Raw genomic sequence first — 26,511 nt, 5'->3', positions numbered from 1 at the left:
ATCCATGTCCGACCCACTTCCCAAGTACTGGCAGAGCCTGGCGGAGCGCGCTGGCGACCTTGGCGCTCTCGCACAGACGCAGGATGAATTCGCGGAGCCGCTCCCGGTGGGCGTCGCCGCCACGCCTCCGGATGCGAACAGCCGCCGTGACTTCTTCAAGCTGATGGGCCTGAGCGCCGCGGCGGCCATGGTGGCCTGCCAGCGCGCGCCGGTGCAGCAAATCATTCCCTACGTGGCGCGCCCGGATGAAGTCACGCCGGGGCTGGCGCTCTGGTACGCGTCCACCTGCAACGGGTGCAGCGCCCGGTGCGGCCTGCTGCTGAAGACGCGCGATGGCCGCCCCATCAAGGTGGAAGGCAACGACGAGCACCCCGTGTCTCGCGGCGGCGTGTGCGCGGTGGGCCAGGCGTCGGTGCTGTCCCTCTATGACGCGAGCCGCGCCCGTTACCCCACTCGCGGCGCCACGCGCGTGTCCTGGACGGACCTGGACGCGGACGTCACGCAGGCCCTGCGCAAGGCCACCGAGGTGGGGAAGGGAATCCGCGTGGTGTTGCCCTGGCACCTGGGGCCCACGGCGGAGGCGGCCGTGAAGCGCTTCCTGACCGCGTACCCCACCGCGCGCACCGTGCGCGATGAAGCTCTGGGCGAGCTGGCCGCCATCGCCGACGCCCACCGCGTCACGCACGGCGTGCGCGCCGTGCCGGACTACCGCTTCGACAAGGCCGCCGTCATCGCCAGCTTCGGCGCGGACTTCCTGGGGACGTGGGTGTCGCCCGTGGCCTTCACCCGGCAGTACGCGGAGTCGCGCGACGCGGCCCGGCGCCGGACGATGTCGCGGCACTTCCAGGTGGAGCCGGTGATGACTCTCACCGGTGCCGCCGCGGACCGCCGCTTCGTGGTGGCGCCTTCCGATGTGGCGCTGGTGCTGGCGGACCTGGTGCGGCGGCTGGCGGTGAAGGCGGGCCGCGAGGTGCCCGGACTGCCGTCGCTGCCGCCGCCCGCGCTGGACGAGGCCGCGAGGGTGGAGCTCGCGGACTCGCTGTGGGCCCAGCGCCAGGAAGCCCTGGTGGTGGCGGGCGGTGATGACGTGGCCACGCAGGTGCTGGCCAACACCGCCAACGCACTGCTGGGCAACGAGGGCCACACGGTGTCGCTGGCGGACGGCACTACGCTGGACGCGGACGCGCTGTCCTTGGGGACGCTGCTGACCGAGCTGCGCGCCGGCAGCGTGGGCGCGGTGCTCTTCATGGGCGCCAATCCCGTCTACAGCGACCCGCGCGGCGCGGAGCTGGCGGCGCTGCTGAAGGGCGTGCCGCTCACGCTGTCCACCAGCGACCGGCGGGACGAGACGGCCGTGCACGTGGGCCTCCATGCACCTGAGTCCACCGCGCTGGAGTCGTGGGGCGACGCGGAGGTGCGCCGGGGCGTCGTGTCCCTGCGTCAGCCCGCTGTGGCGCCGCTGCACGAGACGCGCGGCGGTGTGGAGTCGCTCCTCCAGTGGGCGGGAGCACCCCAGCCGCACTACGACTTCCTCCGCGCGCGCTGGGAGTCAGAGGTCTTCCCCCGGGCCAGCGGCCTGGGGCAGGGCTTCGGCGCCTTCTGGGACGATGCCCTCCGCCGGGGCGTGGTGACGCTCAGCGACGCCGCGCCGGAAGCACCCGCCTTCCGCGAGGAAGGGCTGGCGAAGGCGCTGGCCGGCGTGGCCCGTCATGCCGCGGAGTGGGAGCTGGTGCTGTACCCCACGGTGGCGCTGCGTGATGGCGCGCCCGCGAACAACGCCTGGCTCCAGGAGGTGGCGGACCCCATCACCAAGGTGACGTGGGGCAACCCGGCGTGCATCGCCCCGGCCCGCGCGACGGCGCTGGGGTTGAAGGACGGCGACGTCGTCCAGGTCCGGGCGGGGAGCACGACGCTGTCGCTGCCAGTGCTGGTGCAGGCGGGAACGCACCCCTCCGTCATCGCGGTGGCGGTGGGCTACGGCCGCACGCAGGCCGGGCGCGTCGCGGACGGCATCGGCGTCAACGGCTACCCGCTGTCGGCGGTGGTGGACGGACGGGCGCGGCGCATGGTCCCCGGCGTCACGGTGCAGGCCACGGGCGAGCAGCAGCCCCTGGCGCTGACGCAGACGCACCACCGGCTGGAGGGACGGCCGCACGTGCGCGAAGCGGAGCTGGCCGCCTTCCTGGCCAACCCGCGCGCGGGCAACGAGGTGCAGGCGGGGCACGGCGGGGGAGGGCACTCGCTCTCCCTGTGGTCCGGCCACGAGTACAAGGGGCACCGGTGGGCGCTGGCGGTGGACCTGAGCGCCTGCACGGGGTGCTCGGCCTGCGTGGTGTCGTGCCAGGCGGAGAACAACATCCCCAGCGTGGGGCGCGAGGAGGTGCTGCGCCGGCGGGACATGCACTGGATGCGCATCGATCGGTACTACCAGGGTGACGAAGCCAATCCCCAGGTCGTCCACCAGCCGATGATGTGCCAGCACTGTGAGAATGCGCCGTGCGAGACGGTGTGCCCGGTTCTGGCCACGGTGCACTCCAGCGAGGGCCTCAATCAGCAGGTCTACAACCGCTGCGTGGGGACCCGGTACTGCGCCAACAACTGCCCCACGAAGGTCCGCCGCTTCAACTGGTTCGACTACGAGCACGCCGAGCCGTTGGAGCGGATGGTGCTCAACCCGGACGTCGTGGTGCGCAGCCGGGGCGTCATGGAGAAGTGCTCGATGTGCGTGCAGCGCATCCAGGAGTCCAAGGCCGCCGCGAACCGGGAAGGCCGCCCGCTGCGTGACGGGGACATCCAGACGGCGTGCCAGCAGAGCTGCCCCGCGAAGGCCATCCACTTCGGTGACGTGAACGACCCGGACAGCCAGGTGGCGCGACTGGCGAAGGACGGGCGCGCGTTCCGGCTGCTGGAGGAGCTGAACATCGGGTCGTCCATCACCTACCTCACGAAGATCCGGAACACCGGGTCGGGAAGCGGCACATGAGCAACCAGCATCTGTCCCCGCTGCGCGAACCGCTCGTCACCGAGCCGCGCTCCCTGGGCCAGCTCACCGAGGAGATCTGCGCCCCCATGGAGCGGGCCCCCACGTGGAAGTGGTGGGTGGCCTTCGGCATCGCGGTGTCCGTGCTCGGCACGGGCGCCGGCATCGTCGGCTACCAGGTGGCGACGGGCATCGGAGTGTGGGGCCTCAACAAGACGATTGGCTGGGCCTTCGACATCACCAACTTCGTGTTCTGGGTGGGCATCGGCCACGCCGGCACGCTCATCTCCGCCATCCTCTTCCTCTTCCGGCAGAAGTGGCGCACCAGCATCAACCGCGCGGCGGAGGCGATGACGTTGTTCGCCGTCATGTGCGCGGCGCTCTTCCCCCTCATCCACATGGGCCGGCCGTGGCTGGCCTTCTGGGTGATGCCGTATCCGAACGACCGCGGCAGCTTGTGGGTGAACTTCCGCTCGCCGCTCTTGTGGGACGTGTTCGCCATCTCCACGTACTTCACCGTGTCGGCGGTGTTCTGGTACGTGGGCCTGATTCCGGACCTGGCCACGGTGCGCGACAGGGCGAAGGCGGGGATTCGCAAGGCCGTCTTCAAGGTGATGTCGCTGGGGTGGACGGGCTCGAACCGGACGTGGAGCCGCTACGAGACGGTGTACCTGCTGCTGGCGGGCCTGGCGACGCCGCTGGTGCTCAGCGTGCACACCATCGTCTCCATGGACTTCGCCACGTCGGTCATCCCTGGCTGGCACACCACCATCTTCCCGCCGTACTTCGTCGCGGGCGCGGTGTTCAGCGGCTTCGCCATGGTGCTGACGCTGATGATCATCACCCGCGTAGTGCTGGGCTACGAGCACCTCATCACCCTGCGCCACCTGGAGAACATGACGAAAATCATCATCGTCACGGGTGGCCTGGTGTCGCTGGCGTACGCGACGGAGTTCTTCATCGCCTGGTACTCGGGCAACCCCTACGAGCGCTTCGCCTTCATGAACCGCGCCTTCGGCCCCTACGCCTGGGCCTACTGGATCATGGTGACGTGCAACGTGGTGTCGCCGCACCTCTTCTGGTTCAAGAAGATACGTACCTCGCCCGCAGCCATCTTCGTCCTGTCGCTGGTCATCAACGTGGGCATGTGGTTCGAGCGCTTCGTCATCATCGTCACCAGCCTCCACCGCGACTTCCTGCCGTCGAGCTGGGCCATGTACACGCCGACGATGGTGGAGGTGGGGACCTTCATCGGCACCTTCGGCCTCTTCTTCACGCTGTTCCTGCTCTTCGTCCGCGTGCTGCCCATCATCTCCATCGGCGAGGTGAAGAGCGTGCTGGGCTTCGCTCGCGAAGGTCATGAAACGCAGCCGCGCCCGCCCGCGAAGCCGGTCGCCGAGGAGCCGCACCCCGTGGCCCACCGGCCCGTGTCGCCGGTGCCGCTGGCCATCGCCACCCGAAAGGATGTACCTGTATGAGTGCCCCGGTTCTCATCGGCTACTTCGACAGTGAGGCGCAGGTGCTCGACGCCACCCGCGCGGTGCGCGAGGCGGGCTTCGTCCTCCACGACGTGTACACACCGTACGCGGTGCACGGCCTGGACGACGCCATGGGCCTCAAGCCCAGCCGCCTCACGTGGGTGTGCTTCGGCGCGGGCTTGCTGGGCTGCACGCTGGCGCTGTCTCTCCAGTACTACACCAGCGTGGTGAGCTGGCCGCTCAACGTGGGCGGCAAGCCCTTCAACTCGTTCCCCGCGTTCATCCCGGTGACCTTCGAGCTGACGGTGCTGTTCGCGGCGCTGGCGACGGTGGCGGCCTTCCTGGCGCGGGCGAAGCTCTTCCCGGGGAGCCGCCGCGCGGTGCTCCCGCGTGTCACGGATGACCGGTTCGCCATCGCGGTGGCGCCGCGCGAGGCACCCTCGGAGCTGGACGCGGCCGAGGACCTGATGCGCCGCCATGGCGCGGTGGCGACGGACCTGCTGGAGGAGGTGGCGTCGTGAGAAGGCTGCACCTGGGCGTGGTGGTCCTGAGTCTGACCGTCGCGGGCTGCGAGCAGGACGAGACGCGGCCCAACTTCGAATACGCGCCGGACATGGTGTCGTCCGTGCCGTTCGACACCTTCTCGGCCAACCCCGTCACCGTGGACGGCAAGACGCTGCTGGCGCCGGTGAAGGGGACGGTGCCGCGTGGGCATCAGCCGCTGCACCTGGCCGCGGGCACCGAGGAGGCGGCACGCGCGGGGCGGGAGCTCCAGAACCCGTACCCGGCATCGCCGGAGGTGCTGGCGCGGGGGAAGGTGACCTTCTCGCGCTACTGCGGGCCGTGCCACGGCACGGAGGGCCTGGGAGACGGGCTCGTCACCGCGCGCTTCCCCATGCCGCCGTCGCTGCTGGCGGAGCACGCGAGGCAGCTTCCGGACGGACAGATGTTTCACATCATCACCCACGGGCAGGGGCTGATGCCGGCCCATGGCTCGCAGGTGGCTCCGGAGGACCGGTGGAAGATTGTCCACTACGTCCGGACCTTGCAGGACCCCGCGCGGACGGCGCGGAAGGACGTGCCATGAGTGCTTCGACGCATGAGGAGGCCGCTGTTTCGACCAGCGGCTTCGAGGTTCCTCCCGCCGTGCACCGCGCGGCGCAGGTGTTGGCCGGCGTGGGCCTGGGCATCCTGGTGGCGGGGTTGGCCATCGCGCGTGAGCGTGCCCTGACGAGCCTGCTCACCAGCGGCTTCTACTTCCTCTGCCTGGGCCTGGGCGGGGCGGTGTTCCTGGCGCTGATGTACGTGGCCAACGCGGGCTGGTTCACCGTGTTCAAGCGCATCCCCGAGGCCTTCGCGGCCTACGTGCCTTGGGGCGCGGTGACGATTCTGGCGCTGCTGCCCTTCGTGTCCTCGCTGTACCCGTGGGCCAGGCCGGGCGTCATGGAGACGGACCACCTGCTGCACGAGAAGGCCGCCTTCCTCAACGTGCCCTTCTTCGCGGTGCGCATGGTGGTGATGCTGGCGCTGTGGGTGGGCTTCACGTGGATGCTGCGGCGCATCTCCCTGCGGCAGGACGCGGAGCGCTCCCCGGAGCTGGCCGGGCGCAACGTGACGGTGTCGGCCGTGTTCCTGGTTCTCTTCGCGCTGACCTTCTGTCTGGCCGCGTTCGACTGGCTGATGACGCTGGAGCCGCACTGGTTCAGCACCATCTACGCGCTCTACAACGTGGCCGGCCTGCTCAGCTCCAGCGTGTGTGCCATCACCGTGACGGCGATTCTGCTCCACCGCGCGGGTGCGCTGCCGCAGCTCAACACCAGCCACCTGCACGACTTGGGCAAGCTGATGTTCGGCTTCGCCACGCTGTGGGCTTATCTGTGGTTCTCGCAATTCCTGCTCATCTGGTACGCGAACATCCCGGAGGAGACGGTCTACTTCGTCACGCGGCTACACGGCACCTGGGCCGTGGCCTTCTATGTGAACGTGGCGCTCAACTGGGCGTTGCCCTTCGTGCTGCTGCTGCCCCGGCCGGCGAAGCGCAATCCGTCGCATCTGCTGCGCGTGGCGGCCATCCTCCTGGTGGGACGCTGGTTGGACTTGTACCTGATGGTGGTGCCCGGCCTGCAGCCGGACGGCGTGGCCCTGGGCGTGTTCGAGCTGGCCGGCTTCGTGGGCATGGCCGCGCTCTTCACGCTGGCGGTGACGCGCACCGTGCGCTCCACGCCCATGGTGCCGGTGGGTGACCCGTACCTGGTGGAGAGCCTGCACCACCACACCTGAGCCTGTTCCAGAGAAAGGGAGCGGTGGAAGCCTCGGCGCCGAGGCCTCCCCGGAAGCCCGCTCCCCCACCGCGACGCCGCCCGTCCTCCTCGACGGGCGGCGTTGCCCTTTCCAGGGTAGGGTGCGCCATGGCCGATTCCTCTCCTGGACGAGCACCTCTCCGAGTGGCCTTGCTGGGCTTCGGCATCGCGGGCAGGTACATCCACACCCCGCTGATTCAAGGTGTGGACGGGCTGGTGCTCCAGGTCGTCGCCTCGCGCCAGGAAGAGGCGGTGCGCTCCACGCTGCCGAACGTCACCTTCTGCGGCTCCCATGAAGCCGGGGCGACGCACCCCGATGTGGACCTGGTCGTCATCGCCACGGCGAATGAACTCCACGTGCCACTGGCGGAGGCCGCGCTCCGGGCAGGGAAGCACGTCGTCGTCGACAAGCCCTTCACCATCACCCTGGAGGAAGCCCGCGCGCTGCGCGCCGTGGCGGAGTCGCGCGGCCTGCTGCTCTCGGTGTTCCACAACCGGCGTTGGGACACCGACTTCCTGGCATTGAGGGCACTGCTAGCGGAAGGCACCCTGGGACACGTGGCGCACGTCGAGTCACGCTTCGACCGATTCCGTCCCGAGGTTCGCAGCCAGTGGCGGGAACAGATAGGTCCTGGGGCGGGCGTGTGGTTCGACCTGGGGCCGCACCTCGTTGACCAGGCGCTGCAACTGTTTGGATTGCCGGAGTCCGTGTCGGGTACGCGCGAGACGCTGCGAGAGGGCGCTTTCGTGGATGACTGGTTCCAGTACACGCTCGTCTATCCACGGCGGCAGGTGGTGCTCCAGGCGTCCATGCTCATCGCGGCCACGATGCCTCGCTTCGCCGTGCATGGCTCACGAGGGTCGTGGCTCACGTTGGGTAGGGAGCCGCAGGTGCCGCGTCTGGTGACGGGTGAGTCCCCGGAAGGCTCGGCGTGGGGTGAGGCTCCTGGGCGGGATGGCGCCCCCACCGTCGCTTCAGCAGGAGACTACCGTCAGTACTACGCGGGCATTCGGGATGCCCTGCTGGGAGGGGCGCGCAACCCCGTGACGCCCATCCAGGCCGTCGCCGTCCAGGCCGTGCTGGAAGCGGGCATCCGCGCGAAGGAGCGTGGCTGCTCACAGGGTTTGGGGCTTACGGAGGCGGAGCGTGTCGCCTTCGACGCAGGCGCTGCTTGATTCCCGCCCGGTGGGATGCCTACTCCTAGCGTCGTCGTGGACTCTCCTTGTCGCACACGCGACCCCCTGAGGACCCCTTGAGCTCGAAGAAGCCCGGCCGTAACGACCCGTGTCCCTGTGGCAGTGGCAAGAAGTACAAGGTCTGCCATGCCTCCGAGGACCGGGCCCGGGCCTCGCCGCCCGCCGCCCCCGCCGCGCCCCTGAGGGTCGACCTGGAAGCGGCGATGGAAGTGCTGGGCGACCCCGATGTGTCCAAGCTGTCCGGTGCCCTGGAGCGGCTGGCGGACCTGATGACGGGCTGGGGCCCGGTGCCCGGCCTGCGCTTCGACGTGAAGGACTTCTCCGAGCACGTGGGGAAGGAACTGGCCCGGCTGTCGGAGAACGCGGACCAGGACGCCTCCAGCGCCCGACGCGAGCTGCTGGTGGGAACGGTGCGCGCGCTGGGCACGCCCGCGTTCCTGGAGGCGCTCGGCGCCGCGCTGATGTCCAAGATGTCCACGCCTGGACTGTCCGCCGAGGACCGGAGGGCGATTGGCGTGGGCACGCTGCTGGCCTCCGCGTCCAAGCGGATGGGCAAGGCCCGGCCGGAGGACATCCCCGTCCTGGACGTCGTCTTCGACGTGCAGTTCCGCGAGTGGAGCGCCAGGCACAAGGAGCTGTCCCAGAAGTACGAGGCGCTGGTGAAGGGGCTGGAGGAGGAGTCCCTCTCCGACGAGGCGAAGGCCGCCCTGCAGCAGGCGCGCGGCGGCGACGTGGGCGCGTTGCTCAAGTACGTGCAGGAGGACCCGGAGCTGGCCGAGCGCATCGCCCGCGAGGCCAAGGAGCGCGCCGCCCGCGTGGAGGCGTGGCTGCGGGCCTCGACGACGCCGGCCGTCTTCTCTCCCGAAGAGGAGCTGTGGCTCACCTGCGCGCTCTGGGACCCGATGCAGGCGCTGAAGTCCCTGCCCACGGGCACGGAGCCCGCGGTGCGGCGGGAAGCGGTGACGGGGCTGATGCGGGCGGTGAAGGACGCGCTCGACGAGGACTTCCTCGTGGGGCTGCTCGACCGGCTGCGGGAGAAGGCGAAGGATGCGGCGGCGGATGACGCCACCCGCACGGCGTACATGGATGCCGCCATCGCTTTCGAGGCGGAGCCCGCGCGGATGACGCTCGCCGCGCTGCTCACGGCGCGGAAGGAAGCGGAGGGGCGCACGCCCGAGGAGATGGTGGCGCTGGCCGACCTCAAGGCGCTCACCGCGTGGACGCCGGAGGCCTTCGATCCCTATCGCGAACTGCTGCTGAGCATGGGCCTGCCTGCCGCCGCCGCGCGCATCGAGCGCTGCCAGGCGTGGCTCAAGGAGCATCCGGTGACGCTGCGCACCGAGCAGGCCTGAGGCGGGAGAAGGTCTGCGGAACGCCGGCCGCGTCCGCGAAGGGGCGGTGTGGCGGCAAAGCGGCTCGCGCCGAGCGAGAATCCGTCGGACGCGCGGAGCGAGGTGGGCTCCCCGTGATGAGGCTCTGGATGCGCTGGCATGCTCCGGGCCTCCTGAGAGAGTCATCGGCCTCGGAAGGTCGCGGGCCGGCGTTCGAAGTGGGCGGAGAGCGCCTCCTGTACGTCCTCGGTCGTCGCGAGCTGCTGGATGGCCGGCAGGAGCTTCGCCGCCGCGGCGCGCTCCCCTTCGAGGACGGCCGTCCTCGCGCTTTCGATGGTCGCCTTGATGGCGAGCGGTGGCTTCGACGCGATGCGGGCCGCGATGCCCATCGCCGTCTCCATCAGCGCCTCGCGCGAGACGACACGCTGCACGAGCCCCAACCGGTGCGCTTCACGCGCGTCGAGCGCATCGCCCGTCAGCAGGTACTGCATCGCGTTGCCCCAACCCATGGTCCGCACCCAGCGGGCCGTGCCCCCGCCGAAGGGGAAGATGCCGCGGTCGATTTCAATCTGCTCGAAGGAGGCGTCCTCGGAAGCCACCGTGATGTCGGCCGCGAGCATCAGTTCGATGCCGAGCGTGAGACACTTGCCATGCACCGCGACGATGAGCGGCTTCGTTCTCGCGGGGCCATGCGTCGCCCATGGGTCGATGCCCGCCGCGCTGAACAGCGTCTGGGCGTCACCGAGCCTGGGAAACACATCCATGAGGTCCAGCCCCGCCGTGAATACGGTGCCGTGAGCGAAGAGCACGCACACGCGAATGCTCTCGTCGGCCTCGGCCCGCCCCAGCGCACCTGAGAGTTGCTCGATGAGCGCGATGTTCATCGCGTTCCGCTTCTCGGGGCGGTTCAGTCCAATCTTCCGCACGAACCCTTCGGTCTCTTCCGTGATGAAGTTGCTCATGAGTCCCTCATTGGGTGGTGGAGTCACTTCGTCTGTTCAAGCCAATCCGCCGCTTCCACCCAGACGGCCTCGGGCGTGCTGGCGCGGAACCAGCCGAAGTGGCCGATTCGCTTCATCCCGAGCTCCGCGGGCGTGCGGTGCAGGTGCTCGCGTGTCGCGTTCGGGTAGTAGTCGAGCAACGCACGCGCGGCTGCCTCCGGCGCGATGGCGTCGTCGGAGAAGCTATAGAGCCGTATCCGTGCCCGGACTCGGTCGTTGTACGGCCGCAGCGGCGCGCCATTGTCGTCGGAGACGTAGTTCGGGTTGCGGCACCAGCGCGCCCACTGATTGGCGATGCCTCCCGGAACGTCCTGCGAGCCCACGGCGCGGCCCGGGAAGTAGCCCAGCACCGCGACGGAGACGGGCAGCGCGACGTACCAGATGGCCGCCAGGGGCAGCGCCTGGTGGAGAGGCCAGTGCCGCCACCAGCCGTGCTGTGAGCCAATCAGCAACACGGCCTGGATGCGCGAGGCATTCTCCGCAAGCCCCAGCATCTGTCCGCCCGCCGAATGGCCCACGACGGCGAGCCGGTGCGCGGGAAACCGGGCTGTCACCCAGTCCACGACGGCTGGCGTGTCCAACTCGCCCCAGTCCTGGAAGCGGGCCTGGTTGCGCAGGGCCGCGTCGACGACCGAGTCCCCCATGGTCCGGTAGTCATACGTGACGACCGTGAAGCCACGGCCCGCGAGGAACCGGGCGAAGGCGTCGTAGTACCTGCGTGGCACGGCCGTCGCGGGATTGATCTGGACGACGACGCCATTGTCCTGGCGCCCCTGGTACACCGTCGCGGCGAGGGGAAGCCCATCCCGGGCGGGAATCTGGACGACCTCCGGTGAGGACGTCGCGACGGGAGAGGGCAGGGCGTCATCCCGCATCACGGCACCTTCCTGGAGGGGGCTGTCTCCGGACGCAGGCATCGCCAGGCGGCATCGGCGAGGACCTTCTCGATGCCTGCCTTGAGCTCCACGTGGCCGTTGGCCCAGGCACGCAGCAGCTCCTGGGCGGGGCCAAGCATCAGCGGCATGTAGACGGACGGAGGCAGTGGCAGCAGCTCGCCCGACTGTGCGTAGGTCTTCAGCCGGCTGAAGCCTTCCCGGATGAAGTCGCCCGTCGCGGATTGAATCTCCTGTTCGGCCGCGGCCACGGCTTCCTCACGGCGCATGCGCAGGAGATAGCGGGCGGCCTCCGGGTGCTCCCGGGACCAGGCGATGTGGTGGGTGACGATGGTTCGCACGAAGGCTTCCGCGTCGTGCTTGCGCTCCAGCCGAGCCCGCAACGACTCCTGATGGAGGCGCAGGCAGTCGATATAGAGCGCCACCGCGATGCCTTCCTTCGCACCGAAGTGGTGGTAGACGCTGCCCACGCTGGCGCCGCTGACCTTACGGATATCCTCGATGGTCGTCGCCGCCCAGCCAAGCCGGGAGAAGCAATCCAGCGCGGCATCCAGGATGGCACGACGGCTCTGTTCGCCGGTCGCGCTGCGACGTTTTCGCTCCATGACTAGAATCTGATTCTAGAGCCAGATTCTAGTCAAGCGGCCGGGCGAGCCGGCTCGAGTTGTCTGGTGACCAGCGCCCTGGCCCCGACATTCCTCTGTCTACAGGGTCGCGGCGCGGACGAGTCGCAGGACGACCGTGAAGTGGAGCGCGGCACCGACCAGTGTCAACGCGTGGAACATCTCGTGGTAGCCGAAGACGCCGGGCCGGAGGTTCGGCCGCTTCAGGGCATAGGCGAGGGCGCCTGCCGTGTAGGCGACGCCTCCCGCGAGGATGAGCGTCAGGTTGCTGCCCGTGAGGGCTTGCCGTGCTTCATCGAAGTACGGCACCAGCGTCCAGCCGACCGCGACGGCCAACGCCGCCGTCACCACCTTGGGGGCCTGTATCCAGAACAGCGACTGAAGGACGCCGGCGAGCGCGCCCGCCCAGATGAGGAGCAGCAGGCGGTTGCCCGCGGCCCCGGAGATGCCCAGCAGCGCGACGGGCGTATAGGTGCCCGCGATGAGAATGAAGATGGAGGCATGGTCCATGCGCCGCATCCACGTCCTCCCGCGCGTGGACCAGTTCACCCGGTGGTAGGTCGCGCTGACCGCGAACAACACCACCAGGCTGACGGCGAACACGGCGGCGGCAGTCGCGGCCCGGTCGGTCGGGGCCATCGAGACCAGCACCAGGCCCGCTCCAAGCGCACCCGTGGCGGCGAACTGATGCAGGACACCCCGCAGCTTCGGCTTCTCCGCGGCCTGGGCGCTCAGGACCGGACCTGCGATTCGAGGACGGCGAGGACGTTGAACTCGGCTGCGTCGGGCAAGACGGCTCGGCGAGAGACGGGATACATGAGGGGCTCCAACTCCACCGGAGAGTTACCAGTTGGTAGGTTCCGGTTGAGTAAGTTACTGTTGGGTAGGTTAGAGGTCAACGTGGCGACGAAGAAGCGACTGTCGGGTGCCGACCGCCGGGTCCAGTTGATGGCGGTGGGGCGAGGTGTGTTCGCCTCGAAGGGTTACGAAGCGACCTCCATCGAGGAGGTCGCCCACCAGGCGGGCGTGTCGAAGCCCATCGTCTACGAGCACTTCGGTGCGAAGGAGGGGCTCTACGCGGCCATCGTGGACCGGGAGATGGATGACCTGGTGACGCGCGTGTCGGAGAGCATCGCCACGGGTACGCCTCGCGAACGGTTCGAACGGGCGGTGCTGGCCTTCATGACGTACGCGAAGGAGGAGCCCGCGGGCTTCGCGGTGATGACGCGCGATTCACCGCTCGCGGCTGGACGGCGAGGCCTGACGCGCGTCATCGACGACCTCGCGCTGCGGGTCGCGGACATCTTCAAGAGCGAGTTCGAGCACGCCGGCTACAACCCCAAGGTCGCGCCCATCTATGCGAACGCGCTGGTGGGCATGGTGACGCAGGTGGGGCAGTGGTGGGCGGAGGACGGGCGCTCCTTCACCATTGACCACGTCGCGCGCCACGTCGCGGCGCTCGGGTGGATGGGATTGCGGCACCTGCCGAAGGAGCCGGCTGCTTCGAGTGGGCGGCGCGGCTCGAAACGACGCGGCGGTTGAGACCGGCCGTGGTGTGGCGCGCGGGACCGTGGCAGGGCGCTCAATGGCAGCTCGGGTCGCCGCTGGTGGTGCCTACAGCGCGGTAGACGAGCACCGCCGCCGCCGCCAGCGGTACCGCCCGTTGGAGCAGCAGCGACATCCACTTCGGGCGGTGCTTCCACAGGGCCGCCTGAAGCTGCGCCCCCAGCAGGGCGGGCAGGCCGCCGAGCGCGAACGCGGCGAGCACCAGCGCTCCACCTCCAAAGGAACCCGTCGCCAGCGCCACCGCGAAGACGCCATAGAGGAGGCCGCAGGGCAGCAGCGGTGTGACCGCACCCATTGCGCTCGCGCGGCCCGTCCACGAAAACTTTGCGCCCCAGCGCGTCACGTACCGCGCGAGGTTCGCCATGCCTGGCAGCGGGCGCAGGCGCTTGCCCAGCTCCAGCGCGGACGCGACCAGCGCCACCGCCATCAGCCAGGGAAGGTAGGGGCGCGTGGAGACCGCCAGGGCCTGGGTGACGCCTCCGCCCAGCAGGCCCAGTGCGCCGCCCACGAGGGCATAGGCGCCCAGGCGCGCTCCCTGGTAGGCGACGACGGCCCGGCGCCGCTCCGGGCCTGGAACACCGGGCAGGCCCGCGCAGGCCAGCGGTCCGCACATGAGGAGGCAATGCACGCTTCCCGTGAGCCCCACCACGAAGGCGCCCAGTGCGCCGGCGATGACGGTGGGGGCGGTGGTGTGCAGCAGCGAGGCGAGTGCGGCCGGTTCGGGCGACATGAACGCGGTGCATCGCAACAGGCATGCCGTTCGCAAGGTGACATCGTGAATGCCTGCCTCCACGCCATCGGAGCCTGCTCCGGCCGCCTGTCTCCACTGCGGCAGTCCCGTTCCTCCTGGGAGCGCGGCGCGCGACTTCTGCTGTGTGGGGTGCGAAGCCGTGCACGGTCTGCTCGTGGGGCAGGGGCTCACGCGCTACTACCAACTCGCGCAAGGAAAGACGGCGCCGGCGCCTGAGCCGCGCAAGGAACGCGCGTTCGCGTGGCTGGAGCCGCTCATCAGCCGCGCCGAGGCCATTCCCGGTCCACTGTGCGCGCTCGAGTTGGACGTGCAGGGCATCCACTGTGCCGCATGCGTGTGGCTGATGAACGAGCTGTTCCGCCGGCAACAGGGCGGGGCAGGCCTGACGGTGGACCCGGCCCTGGGCAAGGTGCGAATGCTGTGGCGGCGCGGCGCCTTCGACGTGGCGGAGTTCCTTCGCGGCGTGGAGGGCTTTGGCTACCTCTTCGGACCCAGCCGCAAGCGCCCGGAACGCACGAGCCTGGACCTGCCCATCCGTCTGGGCATCTGCGCCGCGCTGTCGATGAACGTGATGCTGTTCTCGGTGAGCTTCTACGTGGGGCTCACGCCGGAGGATGGTGATGTCTTCCGCCTCTTCACGCGGCTGAGCCTGTGGCTGTCGTCCGCCGTCGTGGTGGTGGGCGGCTGGCCCTTCTTCCGCTCCGCGCTCCAGGGACTCCGGCGCGGCGTGCTCCACCTGGACCTGCCCATTGCCCTGGGCATCCTGCTGGTGTTCGGCATGTCGCTGGCGCAGGCGCGCGGAGGGCGCGGCGACCTGGCGTACTTCGACACGCTCAACACCTTCGTCACGTTGATGCTGGTGGGGCGGTGGCTCCAGCAGCGTGTGTTGGAGCGCAACCGACGCTTCCTGCTGGATGACGACGGGGCGGAAGGGCTCTTCGTGCGCAGGGAAGAGGGCGCACGGCTCGCCACCGTGCGCGCCGCCGAGGTGGCCGACGGCGACGTGCTGGTGATTGCGCCGGGGGACCTGGTGCCGGTGGACGCGCTGCTGCTCGATTCGGGCGCCCGAGTGTCCACGGATTGGATTACGGGCGAGCCCGGTGAGCGCGCGGTGGGGCAGGGTGGTGCGCTGCCCGCCGGCGCGTTCAACGCCGGGCGCGAGGCCGTGCGTGTCCAGGCGAAGCAGGCCTTCACCGACTCGCCGCTGGTGGCGTTGCTTCGCCGGGCGCCCACCGAGGCGGGAGGCCCCGCGCTGCACACCCGCTTCTGGGACCGCGTGTCGCGCCGCTGGGTCGTCACGGTGCTCTTCGTCTCCGCGTTGGGGCTCGCGCTGTGGTGGCCCGCCGGGCCGGACAAGGCGCTGGAGGTGGCGGTGGCGCTGCTGGTGGTGACGTGCCCGTGCGCCATCGGCATCGCCACGCCGCTGGCCTACGAGTTGGTCCAGGCGCGCCTGCGCCGTGGCGGCTTCTTCATCCGGAGCACGGACCTGCTGGACCGGCTGCCCCGCGTGCGAAAGGTGCTCTTCGACAAGACGGGGACGCTGACGCTGGGGCGGCTGGAGTTGGTGGACCGCGCCGCCGTGGCGGGGTTGACGCCCGCGTCGCGCGACATCGCCTTCGACCTGGTGTCGCGCAGCAACCACCCCGCCAGCCGCTGCCTCGCGGCCGCGCTGGCTCGGGAAGGCGCGCGTTTCAACCCCGAGGCGCGAGTGTCGGAGCTCGCGGGCCAGGGGCTGGAGCTGAATCGAGACGGCGTGCGCTGGCGGCTGGGCCGCGCGGACTGGGCCACCGAGGCGCGTACGGTGGAAACATGGCTGCCGGAGCGCGAGCCCACGGATGGCGTGTCGGGGGAGTGGGGCAATGCCGCGAGCCGCCACCCCAGGCCGAGCGGACGTATGGAGGTCCTCCTCTCCGGCTCGGGCCTCGCTGCGGGCCCGGTCCTCACGCGGGACGGCGTGCCGGTGGCCTTCTTCCAGCTCCGGGAGTCGGTACGTCCCGACGCGCGCCGCGAGGTCCAGGCGCTCCAGGATGAAGGCCGCGAGGTGTGGCTCATCTCGGGGGACAGCCAGGGGCGCGTGAATGACATGGCCGCCGCGCTGGGCATCCCCACCCAGCACACCCTGAGTGGTCAGCGTCCAGAGGAGAAGGCCGAGGCCGTCGCGAAGCTGGACGCGGCGGACACGCTGTACCTGGGCGACGGCGTCAACGACAGCCTCGCCTTCGAGCGAGCCCTCTGCGCGGGTACACCCGCCATCGACCGGCCGGTGATGCCGGGCAAGAGCGACTTCTTCCTCCTGGGCGAAGGCCTGGGCGCCATCCGCGAGGCACTGCGGTTGTCGGCCCGGTTGCGCCAGGTGGTGCGCCGGCTGCTGGCCTTGGCGGTGGGCTACAACGTGGTGGCCGTCGCCGTGTGCCTCGCGGGTTGGATGACGCCCCTGCGCGCCGCCGTGGCCATGCCCGCCACCAGTCTGGCCACCGTGCTCTTCACGGTGTGGTGGCTGTCCGCCTCACGCGAGCGCGCCGCCGCCACGCCCACGCCGCCGCTGCGGGAGGTGCCGGCATGAACGTCCTCGTCCTCCAGGTCTTCGTGAGCCTGATGCTCGTCGCCAGCTCGGTGCTGCTGTTCGTCTACAGCGTGCGCCACCGCGACCACGAGCACGCCGACCGGCTCTCGCTCTTCCCGCTCGAAGACGACAGCGCCGCTCCGGCGCCTGGCGCTCCCGAGCCTCCGCCCTCCGCTTCCCAGGAGTGAAGCCGTGCATCAGCAACGAATCATCTATGACGACACCACGGTCCGGCGCTTCATCATCGCGTCGGTGCTGTTCGGCATCGTGGGCATGGCGGTAGGGGCGCTGGTGGCCAGTCAGCTCGCCTGGTGGCAGGCGAACCTGGGCATCCCCTACACGACCTACTCCCGCCTGCGCCCGCTGCACACGAACGCGGTCATCTTCGCCTTCGTGGGCAACATGATGTTCGCGGGCATCTACTACTCCACGCAGCGTCTGTTGAAGACGCGCATGGCGTCGGACCTGCTCTCGAAAATCCACTTCTGGGGCTGGCAGCTCATCATCGTCGCGGCGGCGATTTCGCTGCCCCTGGGTTTCACCACCTCCAAGGAGTACGCGGAGCTGGAGTGGCCCATCGACGTGGCCATCGCCGTCATCTGGGTCGTCTTCGCCATCAACTTCTTCTGGACGCTGGCGAAGCGCCACGAGAAGAACCTCTACGTCGCCATCTGGTTCTACATCGCGACCATCGTCACGGTGGCGGTGCTGCACATCGTCAACAGCCTGGCGCTGCCGCTGTCGGGGATGAAGAGCTACTCCGTCTTCGCGGGTGTCCAGGACGCGCTGGTGCAGTGGTGGTACGGCCACAACGCCGTCGCCTTCTTCCTCACCACGCCCATCCTGGGCATCATGTATTACTTCCTGCCCAAGGCGGCGGAGCGGCCGGTGTACTCGTACCGGCTGTCCATCATCCACTTCTGGGCCCTGGTCTTCATCTACATCTGGGCCGGTCCGCACCACCTGCTCTACACGGCGCTGCCGGACTGGGCGCAGTCGCTGGGCATGATTTTCAGCGTCATGCTGTGGGCGCCGTCGTGGGGCGGCATGCTCAACGGCCTGCTCACGCTGAAGGGCGCCTGGTACAAGCTGCGCGAGGACCCCGTCCTCAAGTTCCTCATCGCGGGCGTCACCTTCTACGGCATGGCCACCTTCGAAGGGCCGCTGCTGTCCATCAAGTCGGTGAGCGCGCTGGGCCACTACACGGACTGGATTGTCGGCCACGTCCACAGCGGCGCGCTGGGCTGGAACGGCTTCATGGCGGCCGGCATGTTCTACTGGCTGGTGCCCAGGCTGTACGGCACGAAGCTGCACTCGCCCAAGGCGGCGGACGCGCACTTCTGGCTCGGGACGGTGGGCATCCTCCTCTACATGGTCTCCATGTGGATCAGCGGCGTCACGCAGGGCCTCATGTGGCGCGCGGCGAACCCCGACGGCACGCTGCTCTACCCGAACTTCGTGGAGACGCTGCTGGCCATCCGGCCCATGTACATCGTCCGCTTCGTCGGCGGGTCCATGTACCTGGTGGGCTTCATCATGATGGCGTGGAACCTGTGGAAGACGGCCCGCGCTGGCAAGGCCGTGGACGGGGAGACCACCGTCGTCGTGGAGCCACCCGCGCCCACGCCCGTCGCCGAGCCCGTCCCCGCCAAGGCCCCGACGCCTGGCTGGGTGCAGGTCGTCACCGGCCGGCCGCTGGTGTTCGCCATCGCCATCCTCACCGTGACGATGTTCCTCGGCTGGGCGAAGCCGGTCCGCGCGGTGGTGCTGATGGGCGCCATCATCGCGTTGGGCGAGTTCGCCTGGATTGTCACCCGCAGGGACCGTGAAGCGGGCCGGCCGTCGTGGTTTGGCCTCATCGAGGGCAAGCCGCTGGCGTTCACGGTGCTCACGCTCATCGCCATCCTGATTGGCGGTGTGGCGGAGCTGCTGCCCACCATCATGCTCAAGCAGGCCGTGCCGGCGCACGGCCAGGCGCAGGAGCCGTACTCGCCGCTGGAGCTCCAGGGGCGTGACCTCTACGTCCGCGAGGGTTGCTACACCTGCCACTCGCAAATGATTCGCCCCTTCGTGGCGGAGACGCAGCGCTACGGCGACGTGTCCCGCGCGGAGGAGTTCATCTACGACCACCCCTTCCAGTGGGGCAGCAAGCGCACCGGCCCGGACCTGCACCGGCTGGGCGGCAAGTACCCGAACCTCTGGCACTACACGCACATGATGGACCCCCGGGCGACGAGCCCCGGCTCCAACATGCCGCCGTACCCGTGGCTGGCTGAGCAGCGCATCGTCGTGAAGGACGCGCCGAAGAAGCTCGCGCTGATGCAGCGGCTGGGCGTGCCGTACAGCAACGCGGACGTGGACAGCGCCGAGGCGCGACAGAAGACACAGGCGGAGGGCATCACCGCGGACCTGGCGGCGCAGGGCGTCCAGGTGGCGTGGGATTCGGAGATGGTGGCCATCATCTCCTACCTCCAGCGCCTGGGACGTGGGCCGCAGGACCTGCCCGCGCCGTCGGAGAAGTCGCCCGCGCCGCCGGACCGTTTGCCTGCCGCCACCATCGCCAGTGAGGAGGGCCGCTGATGTACAAGCAATTCTATCAGGGGATGTCGCTCACCGAGCTGCCCCTCTTCGCCTTGGTCCTGTTCATCGCGGTGTTCCTCGGCGTCGTCGCCTGGGTGTTCGTGGCGCGGCGCAGCGGGGACTTCGACACGCTCGCGCGGATGCCGCTGAGCGAGAAGGGGGAGGGCGGCCATGAGCAGTGACAAGCCGCTGTTGCACTCCGTCTATGACGGCATCGAGGAACACGACAACCACCTGCCCAACTGGTGGCTGTTCATCCTCTGGACGTCCATCATCTTCAGCGCGGGGTACTGGTTCTGGTACCACATCGCAGAGGCGGGGCCCGGGCAGCTCGGTGAGTACGCCGCCGAGTCCGCGGAGGTGGCGAAGCGCGCGTCCGGGAACACCCCGGCGTCCGACGACATGCTGCTCGCGCTGGCCAAGGACCCGGCCTCCCTGGACAGCGGCAAGCAGGTGTTCCAGGCGAACTGCGCGGCCTGTCACGGCGCGCAGGGACAGGGCTCCATCGGTCCCAACCTGACGGACGCGTACTGGATGCACGGTGGTGGGCCCATGGCCATCCACAAGGTCGTGGCGGACGGCGTGGTGGCCAAGGGCATGCCCGCGTGGGAGCGCACCCTGGGCGCCGAGCGCGTCAAGGCCGTCACTGCCTACCTGCTCACGCTCAAAGGTACCAATGCGCCCGGCGGCAAGGAGCCGCAGGGCGAGCCCGAGCAGCCGTAGCTCACGGAGAGGATGCAGTCATGTCGGCGGCACCGCAGCGGGATGGCCCGCGTATCGACCAGCTCACGTCCATCCACGCGGATGGTTCGCGGCTGGCGCTCCACCCGGCGGACGTTCGCGGCCGGTTCATCACCCGGCGGCGGGTGGGCTTCGCGGTCCTCATCGCCATCTACCTGGCCCTGCCACTGGTGGAGGTGGGGGGCCACCCGGCGGTGCACCTGGACGTGGCGGCGCGCCGCTTCTACCTCTTCGGTGGCACGTACAACGCGCAGGACTTCTGGCGCGTCCTGTTCCTGCTGACGTCGGTGGGCTTCGGCCTGCTGTTCTTCACCGCATGGCTGGGGCGCGTGTGGTGCGGCTGGGCGTGTCCCCAGACGGTGTTCCTGGAGGCGCTCTATCGCCCCATCGAGCGGTTCTTCGATGGGCCCCGGGAGCGCCGGCTGAAGGCCGCGAAGGAGCCGTGGACGCCCGTGCGCGTGGCGCGGGCGGTGCTCAAGCATGGCGCGTACGTCGCGGTGTCGCTGCTCATCTCCCACGCGGCGTTGAGCCTCTTCGTCTCGGCGGGAGGGCTCGTCGCGATGGTGGCCGATGGCCCGGTGGCTTCGCCGGTGGCCTTCACCTGGGCCATGGCCGTGACGGGCTCGCTGTACTTCAACTTCGCGTGGTTTCGTGAGCAGCTCTGCGTGGTGGTGTGCCCCTATGGCCGCCTCCAGTCCGCGATGCAGGACCGGGACTCGCTCATCGTCGGCTACGACACGCGGCGCGGTGAGCCCCGGGGGCGGCTGCTCAAGGTGCCTCCTGGTGCGGCAGCACCTCCGCGCGGCGACTGCGTGGACTGCTTCAAGTGCGTGGCCGTGTGCCCCACGGGCATCGACATCCGCAATGGCTTGCAGATGGACTGCCTTGCGTGCGCGCAGTGCGTGGATGCGTGCGACGGCGTCATGGACAAGCTGGGCCGGCCGCGTGGGCTCATCCGCTATGACTCGCTCAACGGATTGGACGGGCAGCCACGGCGGGTGCTCCGGCCCCGCTTGTTCATCTACGGCGCGTTGATGCTGGTGGCGGTGGTGGGCCTCACGCTGAGCCTCGTGCGGCGCGTGCCCTTCGAGGCGAACCTGCTGCGCTTCCAGGGCATGCCCTACGTCGTCGAGCAGGGCACGGTGCGCAACCAGTTCGAGCTGCACCTGGTGAACAAGAACCCCTCCGAGACGGTGCTCACCATCCGCGTGGACAGTCCCGTGCCCGCGAAGGTGGTGGTGCCACAGGCGCAGGTGACGCTCGCCTCGCTGGAGAGCTTCCGGGTGCCGCTGTTCATCACCGTGGACCGCAGCGGAACGGAGCTTCCATTCCACTTCACCGTCGAGGTGGCGGACTCGGCCTCCGGTGAAGTGAAGCGCATGGAAGCCCGTTTCCTGGGACCTGCCCCCACGGGAGGTTAGGGCAAGGTGCCCCCGCTCAGGGGCGCCACGGCGCAGGCGTTGCGCCGTGGGTGGATGGGGCCGCAAGGCCTGCGCGACTTCCTCCTCCCCCCGCCTTGGATGATCCTGGCACGAGGCTTGGAATGGTGACGCGGTGAGATGGAGCCCCCCCGCCAGGAAGTCCCCACGCCGCCCGAAGCCCTGCTGAGCCGGTACGACGTCTCCGGCCCTCGTTACACCAGCTACCCCACGGCGCCCGAGTGGCGGAAGGACTTCGGTCCGGAGCATCTGGTGGAGCGGCTCGAGCATGCAGGCAACCGGGAGCGCGCCGAGCCGCTGTCGCTCTACGTGCACTTGCCCTTCTGCCGCAGCCTCTGCTGGTACTGCGGCTGCAACGTCGTCATCAGCCGTGACCGGGCTGCGGCGGACCAGTACATCGACCATCTGGAGATGGAGCTGGACCTGGTGGTGCAGCGGCTCGGCTGGCGGCGCTCCCTGTCCCAGATTCACTGGGGCGGAGGCACGCCCACCTTCCTGGATGAGCGGCAGCTCGAACGGCTGTGGACGGTGCTCACCCGCCGCTTCCGCATCGCGCAGGACGCGGAGGTGGCCATCGAAATCCACCCGGCCGTGACGACGCCCGGCCAGCTCACGCTGCTTCGGAGCCTGGGCTTCAACCGCGTGTCCATGGGCCTGCAGGACTTCGACGCGCGCGTGCAGGAGGTCACCAACCGCATCCAGTCCCCGGAAGAGACGCGGGCGCTGCTGGAGCACGCGCGGCTGCTGGGCTTCAAGGGCGTGAACTTCGACCTCATCTACGGCCTGCCGCACCAGGACGCCGAAGGGTGGGCCCGCACGCTGGACACGGTGTTGTCGATGCGGCCGGACCGGCTGGCCGTCTACTCCTTCGCGTTCATGCCCGACGTGCTGAAGCACCAGCGGCGCATGCCCGCGGAGGCCATTCCAAGCGGGCGCGCCAAGCTGGAGTTGTTCCGCTCCGCCTACGCGGCGTTCGTCTCCGCGGGCTACCGGCCCATTGGCATGGACCACTTCGCGGTGCCAGAGGACGAGCTGGCGCGCGCGCAGGCCGAGCGCCGGCTGGGCCGCAACTTCCAGGGCTACACCATCAAGGCCGCCTTGGACGTGGTGGCCATTGGCAGCACTGGCATCAGCGACGTGGACGGCGCATATGCGCAGAACGTCCGCGCGCTGCCGCGCTACTACGAGCGCGTCTCCCAGGGCTGCCTGGCCACGGAGCGCGGCCTGTCGCTGACAGCGGACGACCAGCGCCGCCGCGCGGTCATCACCCGGCTCATGTGCAACTTCTGGGTGGATTTGGGGCCGGACGGCGCCGACTACTTCGCGCCGGAGCTGGCTCGGCTGCGCGCGTTCGAGGACGACGGCCTGGTGACGCGCACGGGCTCGCAGCTGGAGCTGACGCCCATGGGGCGGCTCTTCGTCCGCAACGTGGCCATGGTGTTCGACGCGTATCTCGCGGGGACGGAGCGCCCCCGCTTTTCCCGCACGGTGTGAAGGGGTCGGTCATGGATGCATTGGACGTGTTGAACCAGGAGCACCGCCATATCCAGCGCGTGCTGGAGGTCCTGGAGCGGGCGGTGGCGAAGGGCCGCGATGGGGAGTTCGTCTCGGCCTCGCTCTTCCTGCGCGCCGCGAACTTCTTCCTCACCTTCGTTGATGGCAGCCACCACGCGAAGGAGATGGTGCTCTTCCAGACGATGGTGGCGCACCGGCTGCCGCTGGCGCCCGGGCTGCTGGCCCAGGTGTCCGGCGAGCACGGCACCGGCAGCGAGCACGCGGTGGCCATGCTCTGCGCGGCGGAGACGATGCTGCGTGGCGGGGAGACGGACCCCTCGCGCATGCTCGACGCGGCCGACGACTGGCTGCGGTTGTACCGGGGGCACACCGGGGTGGAGGAGGCGCAGGTGTTCCCCATGGCGCGGCGGCTGCTGCCCGCGGGAATCCTGGACCGGATGCGGACGCGCTTCGCCCGAATCGAGGCGTCGCATGGCTCGCTGGCGGAGGCCGCGGAGGCCATGGAGCGCGCCTTCACGCCCGTCCCGGCGGGACGTCTCTTCCCGCGCGGACCGGTGTGCTCATTCTAGAACGCGACGGGCGCCGCGGGAGCACTTCCCGCGACGCCCGGAGTCCTGCTGTCTACGTGTCGGCCCGCGCGGCTCAGCGCTGCGAGAGAATCTCGTCCAGCCGCTTCTTGTCGCTGGAGAAGGAGAAGTGGCTGTAGAGCATGTGGCTGTTCTGCGGGTCCAGGATGTACGGCTTCAGCTCGCGCACCACCGCCAGCTTGTCCTGGGTGAACTGGAAGTTGCCCAGGAGCTGGCCCACCTGGGAGACCAGGAAGTAGTGGTGCTGGGCCGCCGAGACGAGCACGCGCATCTTGTCCTCGGCGAAGGTCTGCAGGGAGATGGAAGAGTGGATGCGGCGCAGCTCGCTGTCCGAGATGGGCCGCACCGCCGGCTGCGGGGGCGGCATGGGCGGCGGCGGCGGGAGGACGGTGGCCAGCAGCGGCGCCCTGTTCACCAGGTCCTGCACGGAGTTCAGCGTCTCCTTGGCGTTGCGGAACTTGTTGCGCTCCTGCCGGTTCATCCGCTGCTCGGCTTCCTTCAGCAGCTTCTCCAGCCGGTCCAGGCGCTCGTTCAACTCCCGCCGGTCCACCACCACCTGGCTGCCGGAGTGCTGCGGCGGGTAGCTGGGCTGGTTCGGATGGTGCGGCTGCGGCATGGGCTGGCCCGGCGGCGGACCGTGCGGACGGCGCATCTCCGCCTGGGCGTGGGCATCAAGGGAGGGAAGGGCGAAGAGGAGAGCGAGGGAGGTGATCAGGGCCTTCATGGGGGAGCGTCCTTTCATGTGCTCGGAGCATCTGACGCGCCGGGGCCGGTTACATTCAACCGGACGCGGTAGGGCGTGCAGCCTGCCTCCGGACCACGGAAGTTCCCCCTGGAGCGGCCTGAGCCGTCCTCGCGCCGCCGTGCGTATCCCATGACTCCAGGGGGGATGGGTAGCCCCCTGTGCCTTCACCTGAGTCAGGGGGACGCGGTGCGCTTGGATAGCACCTCTCCGTCCGGCGACATCTCGTAGACGAGCGGCACCCCGGTGGCCAGCTCCAGCCCCACCACCTGCTCCCCCGTGAGGTTGTCCAGCTTCATCACCAGGGAACGGTTGGAGTTGCCGTGGGCCACCACCAGCACGTTCTTCCCCTGGCGCAGGTCCCCGGCGATGGCGCGCTCATAGAAGGGCAACACGCGCTTCGCCGTCATCTCCAGGGACTCGCCGTTGGGGGGCGGCACGTCGAAGGAGCGGCGCCACTTCTTGATTTGCGCGTCCCCCCAACGCTTCGCGGCGTCCGCCTTGTTGAGCCCCTGCAGGTCGCCGTAGTTGCGCTCGTTGAGGGCGGCGTCCCGGATGGTGGGTACCTGCTGTCCCAACGAGTCCAGGAGGATGGACAGCGTCTCCTGCGCCCGGATGAGCGCTGACGTATAGGCGACGTCGAACTCCATGCCTTTCAGCGCCTCCGCCGCGCGCCGGGCCTCCTGGCGACCCTGGTCGGTGAGGGGGACGTCGACTAAGCCGGTGAAGCGGTTCTCTTGATTCCACAGCGACTGACCGTGTCGGACGAGGACGAGGGTAGGCATGGCCTCCAGGTAATCCGGAAGCCCTGGGGCGGCCAGGGGTGTACGCGTCCACCCGGGGCCGGGCGTTCCTGGCTCTACAGTCTCGCGCTCCGTTCAGGCTGGTTTCGCACGCGGTGCCCCTGGTGGAGCCGGGGCCCATCGCACTAGAGGGGACGGAGGAGGAGACACCATGGCTCGCAAGGCCGCCGCATCCGCTGATTCCGCTCTGAGCATCACCCTGGCCCGCGCCCGTGCGCACTGGCTGCGGACGCAGGGGCTCGCGGAGCCGCTGAAGGGGAGCCTGGAGGAGGTGGTCGCCGCGACCGGCTGGGTGCGGACGCTGGGTGGCGTGGACGTGTACCTGGCGGTGAGGGCCCGAGCGCCGGGGCTGCGGCGGGCGGACCTGGACGCGGCGGCGGAGGCGTCCCAGCTCCAGGTGGTTCCCGCGGTGCGTGGCTGCATCTACCTGGTGCCTCGCGCCCACGTGCCCCTGGTGCTGCGCGTGGCCGAGGAGGCGTACCGCAAGCGGGCCGACCGCGAGCACGAGAAGGTGGGCCTGGACGCGAAGGAGCTGGCGGACGTGGCCGAGGCCGCGCTGGTGGCGCTGCGCAAGGGGCCGCTGTCCACGGACGCGCTGCGCAAGGCGATGCCCGCGGGCGTGGTGCGCAGCCTGGGCGAGGTGGGCAAGAAGGTGGGCCTGTCCTCGACGCTGCCGCCCGCGCTGCGCCACCTGGAGTTCGAGGGCAAGGTGGAGCGCCGCACGGAGGGGGGGCGGCTGGACACGGAGCGCTACCTCTGGCGGCTGACGGCTCGCAACCCCTTCACCGGGGCCAAGGTGCCCGCCGCGGCGGAGGAGCGCAACGCGCGGCTGGCGGCCATCTTCTTCCGCCAGTTCGGTCCGGCGACGGTGGAGGACTTCGCGGCGTGGTCGGCCTTCTCGCAGCGGGACGCGAAGGCGGCCGTGGCGCGGGCGGGGCTGGTGCGGGTGGCCGTGGAGGGGTACTCGGAGGCGGCCTATGTGCCCGAGGACGTCCTGGCTGCCTTGCGAGAGAAGGTCCCCGCGGCCACGTCCGTGTCCCTGCTGCCCGCGCATGACCTGTATGTCTCGTCGCATGGCGGGCCCGCCTGGGTGACGGACCCCAAGCACCATGGCATCGAGGTTCCAACGTGGGGCTCCGCGAAGGGCGGCACCCTGGGCGAGGCCGCCCACATCTTCGTCCGCCCCGTGCTGGACGCGGAGCGGCTGGTGGGGCTGTGGGAGTTCGACCCGAAGGCGGACGACGTGGTGTTCCACACCTTCGAGCCGCTGGCGCCCAAGCGGCGCAAGGCCGTGCTGGCCCTGGCCGAGGACACGGCCACGTTCCTTCGAGAGGACTTCAGCCTCGCGCGCAGCTTCAGCCTGGACAACGAGGACTCCGTGCAGAAGCGCGCGGACTTCGTGAAGTCGCTGGGGAAGTAGG

At 69.6% G+C, this 26,511-nt stretch carries 24 protein-coding genes; 17 read left to right on the top strand and 7 right to left on the bottom strand.

All coding sequences use genetic code 11. The features are described 5' to 3' along the window. Positions 1–4 precede the first annotated feature (4 nt). From BHS09_RS28565 to BHS09_RS28535, 7 genes are all read left to right on the top strand, one after another. Entirely contained in the window at positions 5–2,983 is a 2,979-nt protein-coding gene (locus tag BHS09_RS28565) for a TAT-variant-translocated molybdopterin oxidoreductase (RefSeq protein WP_140799624.1), read from the top strand. Then, on the top strand, positions 2,980–4,458 hold the full coding sequence (gene nrfD, locus BHS09_RS28560; protein ID WP_140799623.1) for an NrfD/PsrC family molybdoenzyme membrane anchor subunit: 1,479 nt from the start codon (positions 2,980–2,982) through the stop codon (positions 4,456–4,458). Before BHS09_RS28565 ends, nrfD begins: the two co-directional genes overlap by 4 nt. Beyond that, positions 4,455–4,979: a DUF3341 domain-containing protein gene (locus BHS09_RS28555; protein ID WP_140799622.1), complete on the top strand. Its 525-nt coding sequence runs from the start codon at positions 4,455–4,457 to the stop codon at positions 4,977–4,979. The genes nrfD and BHS09_RS28555 overlap by 4 nt, the downstream gene beginning before the upstream one ends. After that, positions 4,976–5,545: a c-type cytochrome gene (locus tag BHS09_RS28550; RefSeq protein WP_140799621.1), complete on the top strand. Its 570-nt coding sequence runs from the start codon at positions 4,976–4,978 to the stop codon at positions 5,543–5,545. Before BHS09_RS28555 ends, BHS09_RS28550 begins: the two co-directional genes overlap by 4 nt. Then, positions 5,542–6,738 carry a hypothetical protein gene (locus tag BHS09_RS28545; protein WP_140799620.1) on the top strand — a complete coding sequence of 399 codons (1,197 nt, stop codon included), beginning with the start codon at positions 5,542–5,544 and terminating at the stop codon, positions 6,736–6,738. The genes BHS09_RS28550 and BHS09_RS28545 overlap by 4 nt, the downstream gene beginning before the upstream one ends. 128 nt (positions 6,739–6,866) lie before the next feature. Further along, positions 6,867–7,934, top strand: a complete 1,068-nt coding sequence (locus BHS09_RS28540) for an oxidoreductase (RefSeq protein ID WP_140799619.1) — start codon at positions 6,867–6,869, stop codon at positions 7,932–7,934. A 77-nt stretch (positions 7,935–8,011) separates the two neighbouring features. Continuing rightward, complete coding sequence (locus BHS09_RS28535) at positions 8,012–9,307, top strand: YecA family protein (protein ID WP_237079886.1); 1,296 nt, start codon at positions 8,012–8,014, stop codon at positions 9,305–9,307. A 161-nt stretch (positions 9,308–9,468) separates the two neighbouring features. Here the strand turns inward: BHS09_RS28535 and BHS09_RS28525 are convergent, their stop codons facing one another. From BHS09_RS28525 to trhA, 4 genes are all read right to left on the bottom strand, one after another. Then, positions 9,469–10,248 (bottom strand): crotonase/enoyl-CoA hydratase family protein, encoded by a 780-nt coding sequence (locus BHS09_RS28525; protein ID WP_140799616.1) that lies wholly within the window; start codon positions 10,246–10,248, stop codon positions 9,469–9,471. Positions 10,249–10,271: 23 nt separating this feature from the next. Beyond that, complete coding sequence (locus BHS09_RS28520; RefSeq protein WP_140799615.1) at positions 10,272–11,162, bottom strand: alpha/beta hydrolase family protein; 891 nt, start codon at positions 11,160–11,162, stop codon at positions 10,272–10,274. Then, a complete protein-coding gene (locus BHS09_RS28515; protein WP_140794590.1) occupies positions 11,162–11,785 on the bottom strand; it encodes a TetR/AcrR family transcriptional regulator in 624 nt (207 codons plus the stop codon). The genes BHS09_RS28520 and BHS09_RS28515 overlap by 1 nt, the downstream gene beginning before the upstream one ends. A gap of 99 nt (positions 11,786–11,884) precedes the next feature. Continuing rightward, a complete protein-coding gene (gene trhA, locus BHS09_RS28510; protein ID WP_237080472.1) occupies positions 11,885–12,496 on the bottom strand; it encodes a PAQR family membrane homeostasis protein TrhA in 612 nt (203 codons plus the stop codon). A gap of 207 nt (positions 12,497–12,703) precedes the next feature. Here trhA and BHS09_RS28505 point away from each other — a divergent pair, with 207 nt between their 5' ends. After that, positions 12,704–13,345: a TetR/AcrR family transcriptional regulator gene (locus BHS09_RS28505; protein ID WP_228559401.1), complete on the top strand. Its 642-nt coding sequence runs from the start codon at positions 12,704–12,706 to the stop codon at positions 13,343–13,345. Positions 13,346–13,385: 40 nt separating this feature from the next. On the opposite strand, the gene BHS09_RS28500 is transcribed toward BHS09_RS28505, so the two are convergent. Next, positions 13,386–14,099, bottom strand: a complete 714-nt coding sequence (locus BHS09_RS28500) for a sulfite exporter TauE/SafE family protein (protein ID WP_140799612.1) — start codon at positions 14,097–14,099, stop codon at positions 13,386–13,388. A gap of 49 nt (positions 14,100–14,148) precedes the next feature. Here BHS09_RS28500 and BHS09_RS28495 point away from each other — a divergent pair, with 49 nt between their 5' ends. From BHS09_RS28495 to BHS09_RS28460, 8 genes are all read left to right on the top strand, one after another. Continuing rightward, positions 14,149–16,683: a heavy metal translocating P-type ATPase gene (locus tag BHS09_RS28495; protein ID WP_140794586.1), complete on the top strand. Its 2,535-nt coding sequence runs from the start codon at positions 14,149–14,151 to the stop codon at positions 16,681–16,683. Continuing rightward, a complete protein-coding gene (locus BHS09_RS28490; RefSeq protein ID WP_140794585.1) occupies positions 16,680–16,871 on the top strand; it encodes a cytochrome oxidase in 192 nt (63 codons plus the stop codon). Before BHS09_RS28495 ends, BHS09_RS28490 begins: the two co-directional genes overlap by 4 nt. Positions 16,872–16,875: 4 nt before the next feature. After that, on the top strand, positions 16,876–19,263 hold the full coding sequence (ccoN, locus tag BHS09_RS28485) for a cytochrome-c oxidase, cbb3-type subunit I (RefSeq protein WP_140794584.1): 2,388 nt from the start codon (positions 16,876–16,878) through the stop codon (positions 19,261–19,263). Then, positions 19,263–19,445, top strand: coding sequence for a cbb3-type cytochrome oxidase subunit 3 (locus BHS09_RS28480; protein WP_140794583.1), 183 nt, complete (start codon positions 19,263–19,265; stop codon positions 19,443–19,445). The genes ccoN and BHS09_RS28480 overlap by 1 nt, the downstream gene beginning before the upstream one ends. After that, positions 19,435–19,986, top strand: coding sequence for a c-type cytochrome (locus BHS09_RS28475; protein WP_140794582.1), 552 nt, complete (start codon positions 19,435–19,437; stop codon positions 19,984–19,986). The genes BHS09_RS28480 and BHS09_RS28475 overlap by 11 nt, the downstream gene beginning before the upstream one ends. A 20-nt stretch (positions 19,987–20,006) precedes the next feature. Then, complete coding sequence (gene ccoG, locus BHS09_RS28470; RefSeq protein WP_140799611.1) at positions 20,007–21,425, top strand: cytochrome c oxidase accessory protein CcoG; 1,419 nt, start codon at positions 20,007–20,009, stop codon at positions 21,423–21,425. A 138-nt stretch (positions 21,426–21,563) separates the two neighbouring features. After that, positions 21,564–22,937 (top strand): oxygen-independent coproporphyrinogen III oxidase, encoded by a 1,374-nt coding sequence (hemN, locus tag BHS09_RS28465; RefSeq protein ID WP_140799610.1) that lies wholly within the window; start codon positions 21,564–21,566, stop codon positions 22,935–22,937. Positions 22,938–22,948: 11 nt separating this feature from the next. Continuing rightward, positions 22,949–23,527 (top strand): hemerythrin domain-containing protein, encoded by a 579-nt coding sequence (locus BHS09_RS28460; RefSeq protein WP_174258919.1) that lies wholly within the window; start codon positions 22,949–22,951, stop codon positions 23,525–23,527. Between the two features lie 73 nt (positions 23,528–23,600). Here BHS09_RS28460 and BHS09_RS28455 read toward each other — a convergent pair whose 3' ends face one another. Both BHS09_RS28455 and BHS09_RS28450 read right to left on the bottom strand, forming a co-directional pair. Beyond that, positions 23,601–24,269: a DUF4476 domain-containing protein gene (locus BHS09_RS28455; RefSeq protein WP_140794578.1), complete on the bottom strand. Its 669-nt coding sequence runs from the start codon at positions 24,267–24,269 to the stop codon at positions 23,601–23,603. A 194-nt stretch (positions 24,270–24,463) separates the two neighbouring features. Further along, positions 24,464–25,072, bottom strand: a complete 609-nt coding sequence (locus tag BHS09_RS28450) for a 2,3-bisphosphoglycerate-dependent phosphoglycerate mutase (RefSeq protein WP_140799609.1) — start codon at positions 25,070–25,072, stop codon at positions 24,464–24,466. A 169-nt stretch (positions 25,073–25,241) separates the two neighbouring features. On the opposite strand from BHS09_RS28450, the gene BHS09_RS28445 reads away from it, so the two are divergent. Continuing rightward, positions 25,242–26,510, top strand: a complete 1,269-nt coding sequence (locus BHS09_RS28445) for a DNA glycosylase AlkZ-like family protein (RefSeq protein WP_140799608.1) — start codon at positions 25,242–25,244, stop codon at positions 26,508–26,510. Position 26,511: the final 1 nt, after the last annotated feature.

This window comes from Myxococcus xanthus (assembly GCF_006402735.1).
In the GTDB taxonomy this organism is placed as follows: Bacteria; Myxococcota; Myxococcia; order Myxococcales; family Myxococcaceae; genus Myxococcus; species Myxococcus xanthus_A.
The sequence above is the reverse complement of the archived record's forward strand: the minus strand, read 5'-3'. Positions and strand labels throughout refer to the sequence as shown.

What these genes read in the sequence shown, in the direction of transcription:
- BHS09_RS28565 (WP_140799624.1), top strand. Translation starts at nt 5, where the DNA reads ATGTCCGACCCACTTCCCAAGTACTGGCAGAGCCTGGCGGAGCGCGCT.
- nrfD (WP_140799623.1), top strand. Translation starts at nt 2,980, where the DNA reads ATGAGCAACCAGCATCTGTCCCCGCTGCGCGAACCGCTCGTCACCGAG.
- BHS09_RS28555 (WP_140799622.1), top strand. Translation starts at nt 4,455, where the DNA reads ATGAGTGCCCCGGTTCTCATCGGCTACTTCGACAGTGAGGCGCAGGTG.
- BHS09_RS28545 (WP_140799620.1), top strand. Translation starts at nt 5,542, where the DNA reads ATGAGTGCTTCGACGCATGAGGAGGCCGCTGTTTCGACCAGCGGCTTC.
- BHS09_RS28540 (WP_140799619.1), top strand. Translation starts at nt 6,867, where the DNA reads ATGGCCGATTCCTCTCCTGGACGAGCACCTCTCCGAGTGGCCTTGCTG.
- BHS09_RS28525 (WP_140799616.1), bottom strand. Translation starts at nt 10,248, where the DNA reads ATGAGCAACTTCATCACGGAAGAGACCGAAGGGTTCGTGCGGAAGATT.
- BHS09_RS28520 (WP_140799615.1), bottom strand. Translation starts at nt 11,162, where the DNA reads ATGCGGGATGACGCCCTGCCCTCTCCCGTCGCGACGTCCTCACCGGAG.
- BHS09_RS28515 (WP_140794590.1), bottom strand. Translation starts at nt 11,785, where the DNA reads ATGGAGCGAAAACGTCGCAGCGCGACCGGCGAACAGAGCCGTCGTGCC.
- BHS09_RS28500 (WP_140799612.1), bottom strand. Translation starts at nt 14,099, where the DNA reads ATGTCGCCCGAACCGGCCGCACTCGCCTCGCTGCTGCACACCACCGCC.
- BHS09_RS28495 (WP_140794586.1), top strand. Translation starts at nt 14,149, where the DNA reads ATGCCTGCCTCCACGCCATCGGAGCCTGCTCCGGCCGCCTGTCTCCAC.
- BHS09_RS28490 (WP_140794585.1), top strand. Translation starts at nt 16,680, where the DNA reads ATGAACGTCCTCGTCCTCCAGGTCTTCGTGAGCCTGATGCTCGTCGCC.
- BHS09_RS28480 (WP_140794583.1), top strand. Translation starts at nt 19,263, where the DNA reads ATGTACAAGCAATTCTATCAGGGGATGTCGCTCACCGAGCTGCCCCTC.
- BHS09_RS28475 (WP_140794582.1), top strand. Translation starts at nt 19,435, where the DNA reads ATGAGCAGTGACAAGCCGCTGTTGCACTCCGTCTATGACGGCATCGAG.
- ccoG (WP_140799611.1), top strand. Translation starts at nt 20,007, where the DNA reads ATGTCGGCGGCACCGCAGCGGGATGGCCCGCGTATCGACCAGCTCACG.
- hemN (WP_140799610.1), top strand. Translation starts at nt 21,564, where the DNA reads ATGGAGCCCCCCCGCCAGGAAGTCCCCACGCCGCCCGAAGCCCTGCTG.
- BHS09_RS28460 (WP_174258919.1), top strand. Translation starts at nt 22,949, where the DNA reads ATGGATGCATTGGACGTGTTGAACCAGGAGCACCGCCATATCCAGCGC.
- BHS09_RS28455 (WP_140794578.1), bottom strand. Translation starts at nt 24,269, where the DNA reads ATGAAGGCCCTGATCACCTCCCTCGCTCTCCTCTTCGCCCTTCCCTCC.
- BHS09_RS28450 (WP_140799609.1), bottom strand. Translation starts at nt 25,072, where the DNA reads ATGCCTACCCTCGTCCTCGTCCGACACGGTCAGTCGCTGTGGAATCAA.
- BHS09_RS28445 (WP_140799608.1), top strand. Translation starts at nt 25,242, where the DNA reads ATGGCTCGCAAGGCCGCCGCATCCGCTGATTCCGCTCTGAGCATCACC.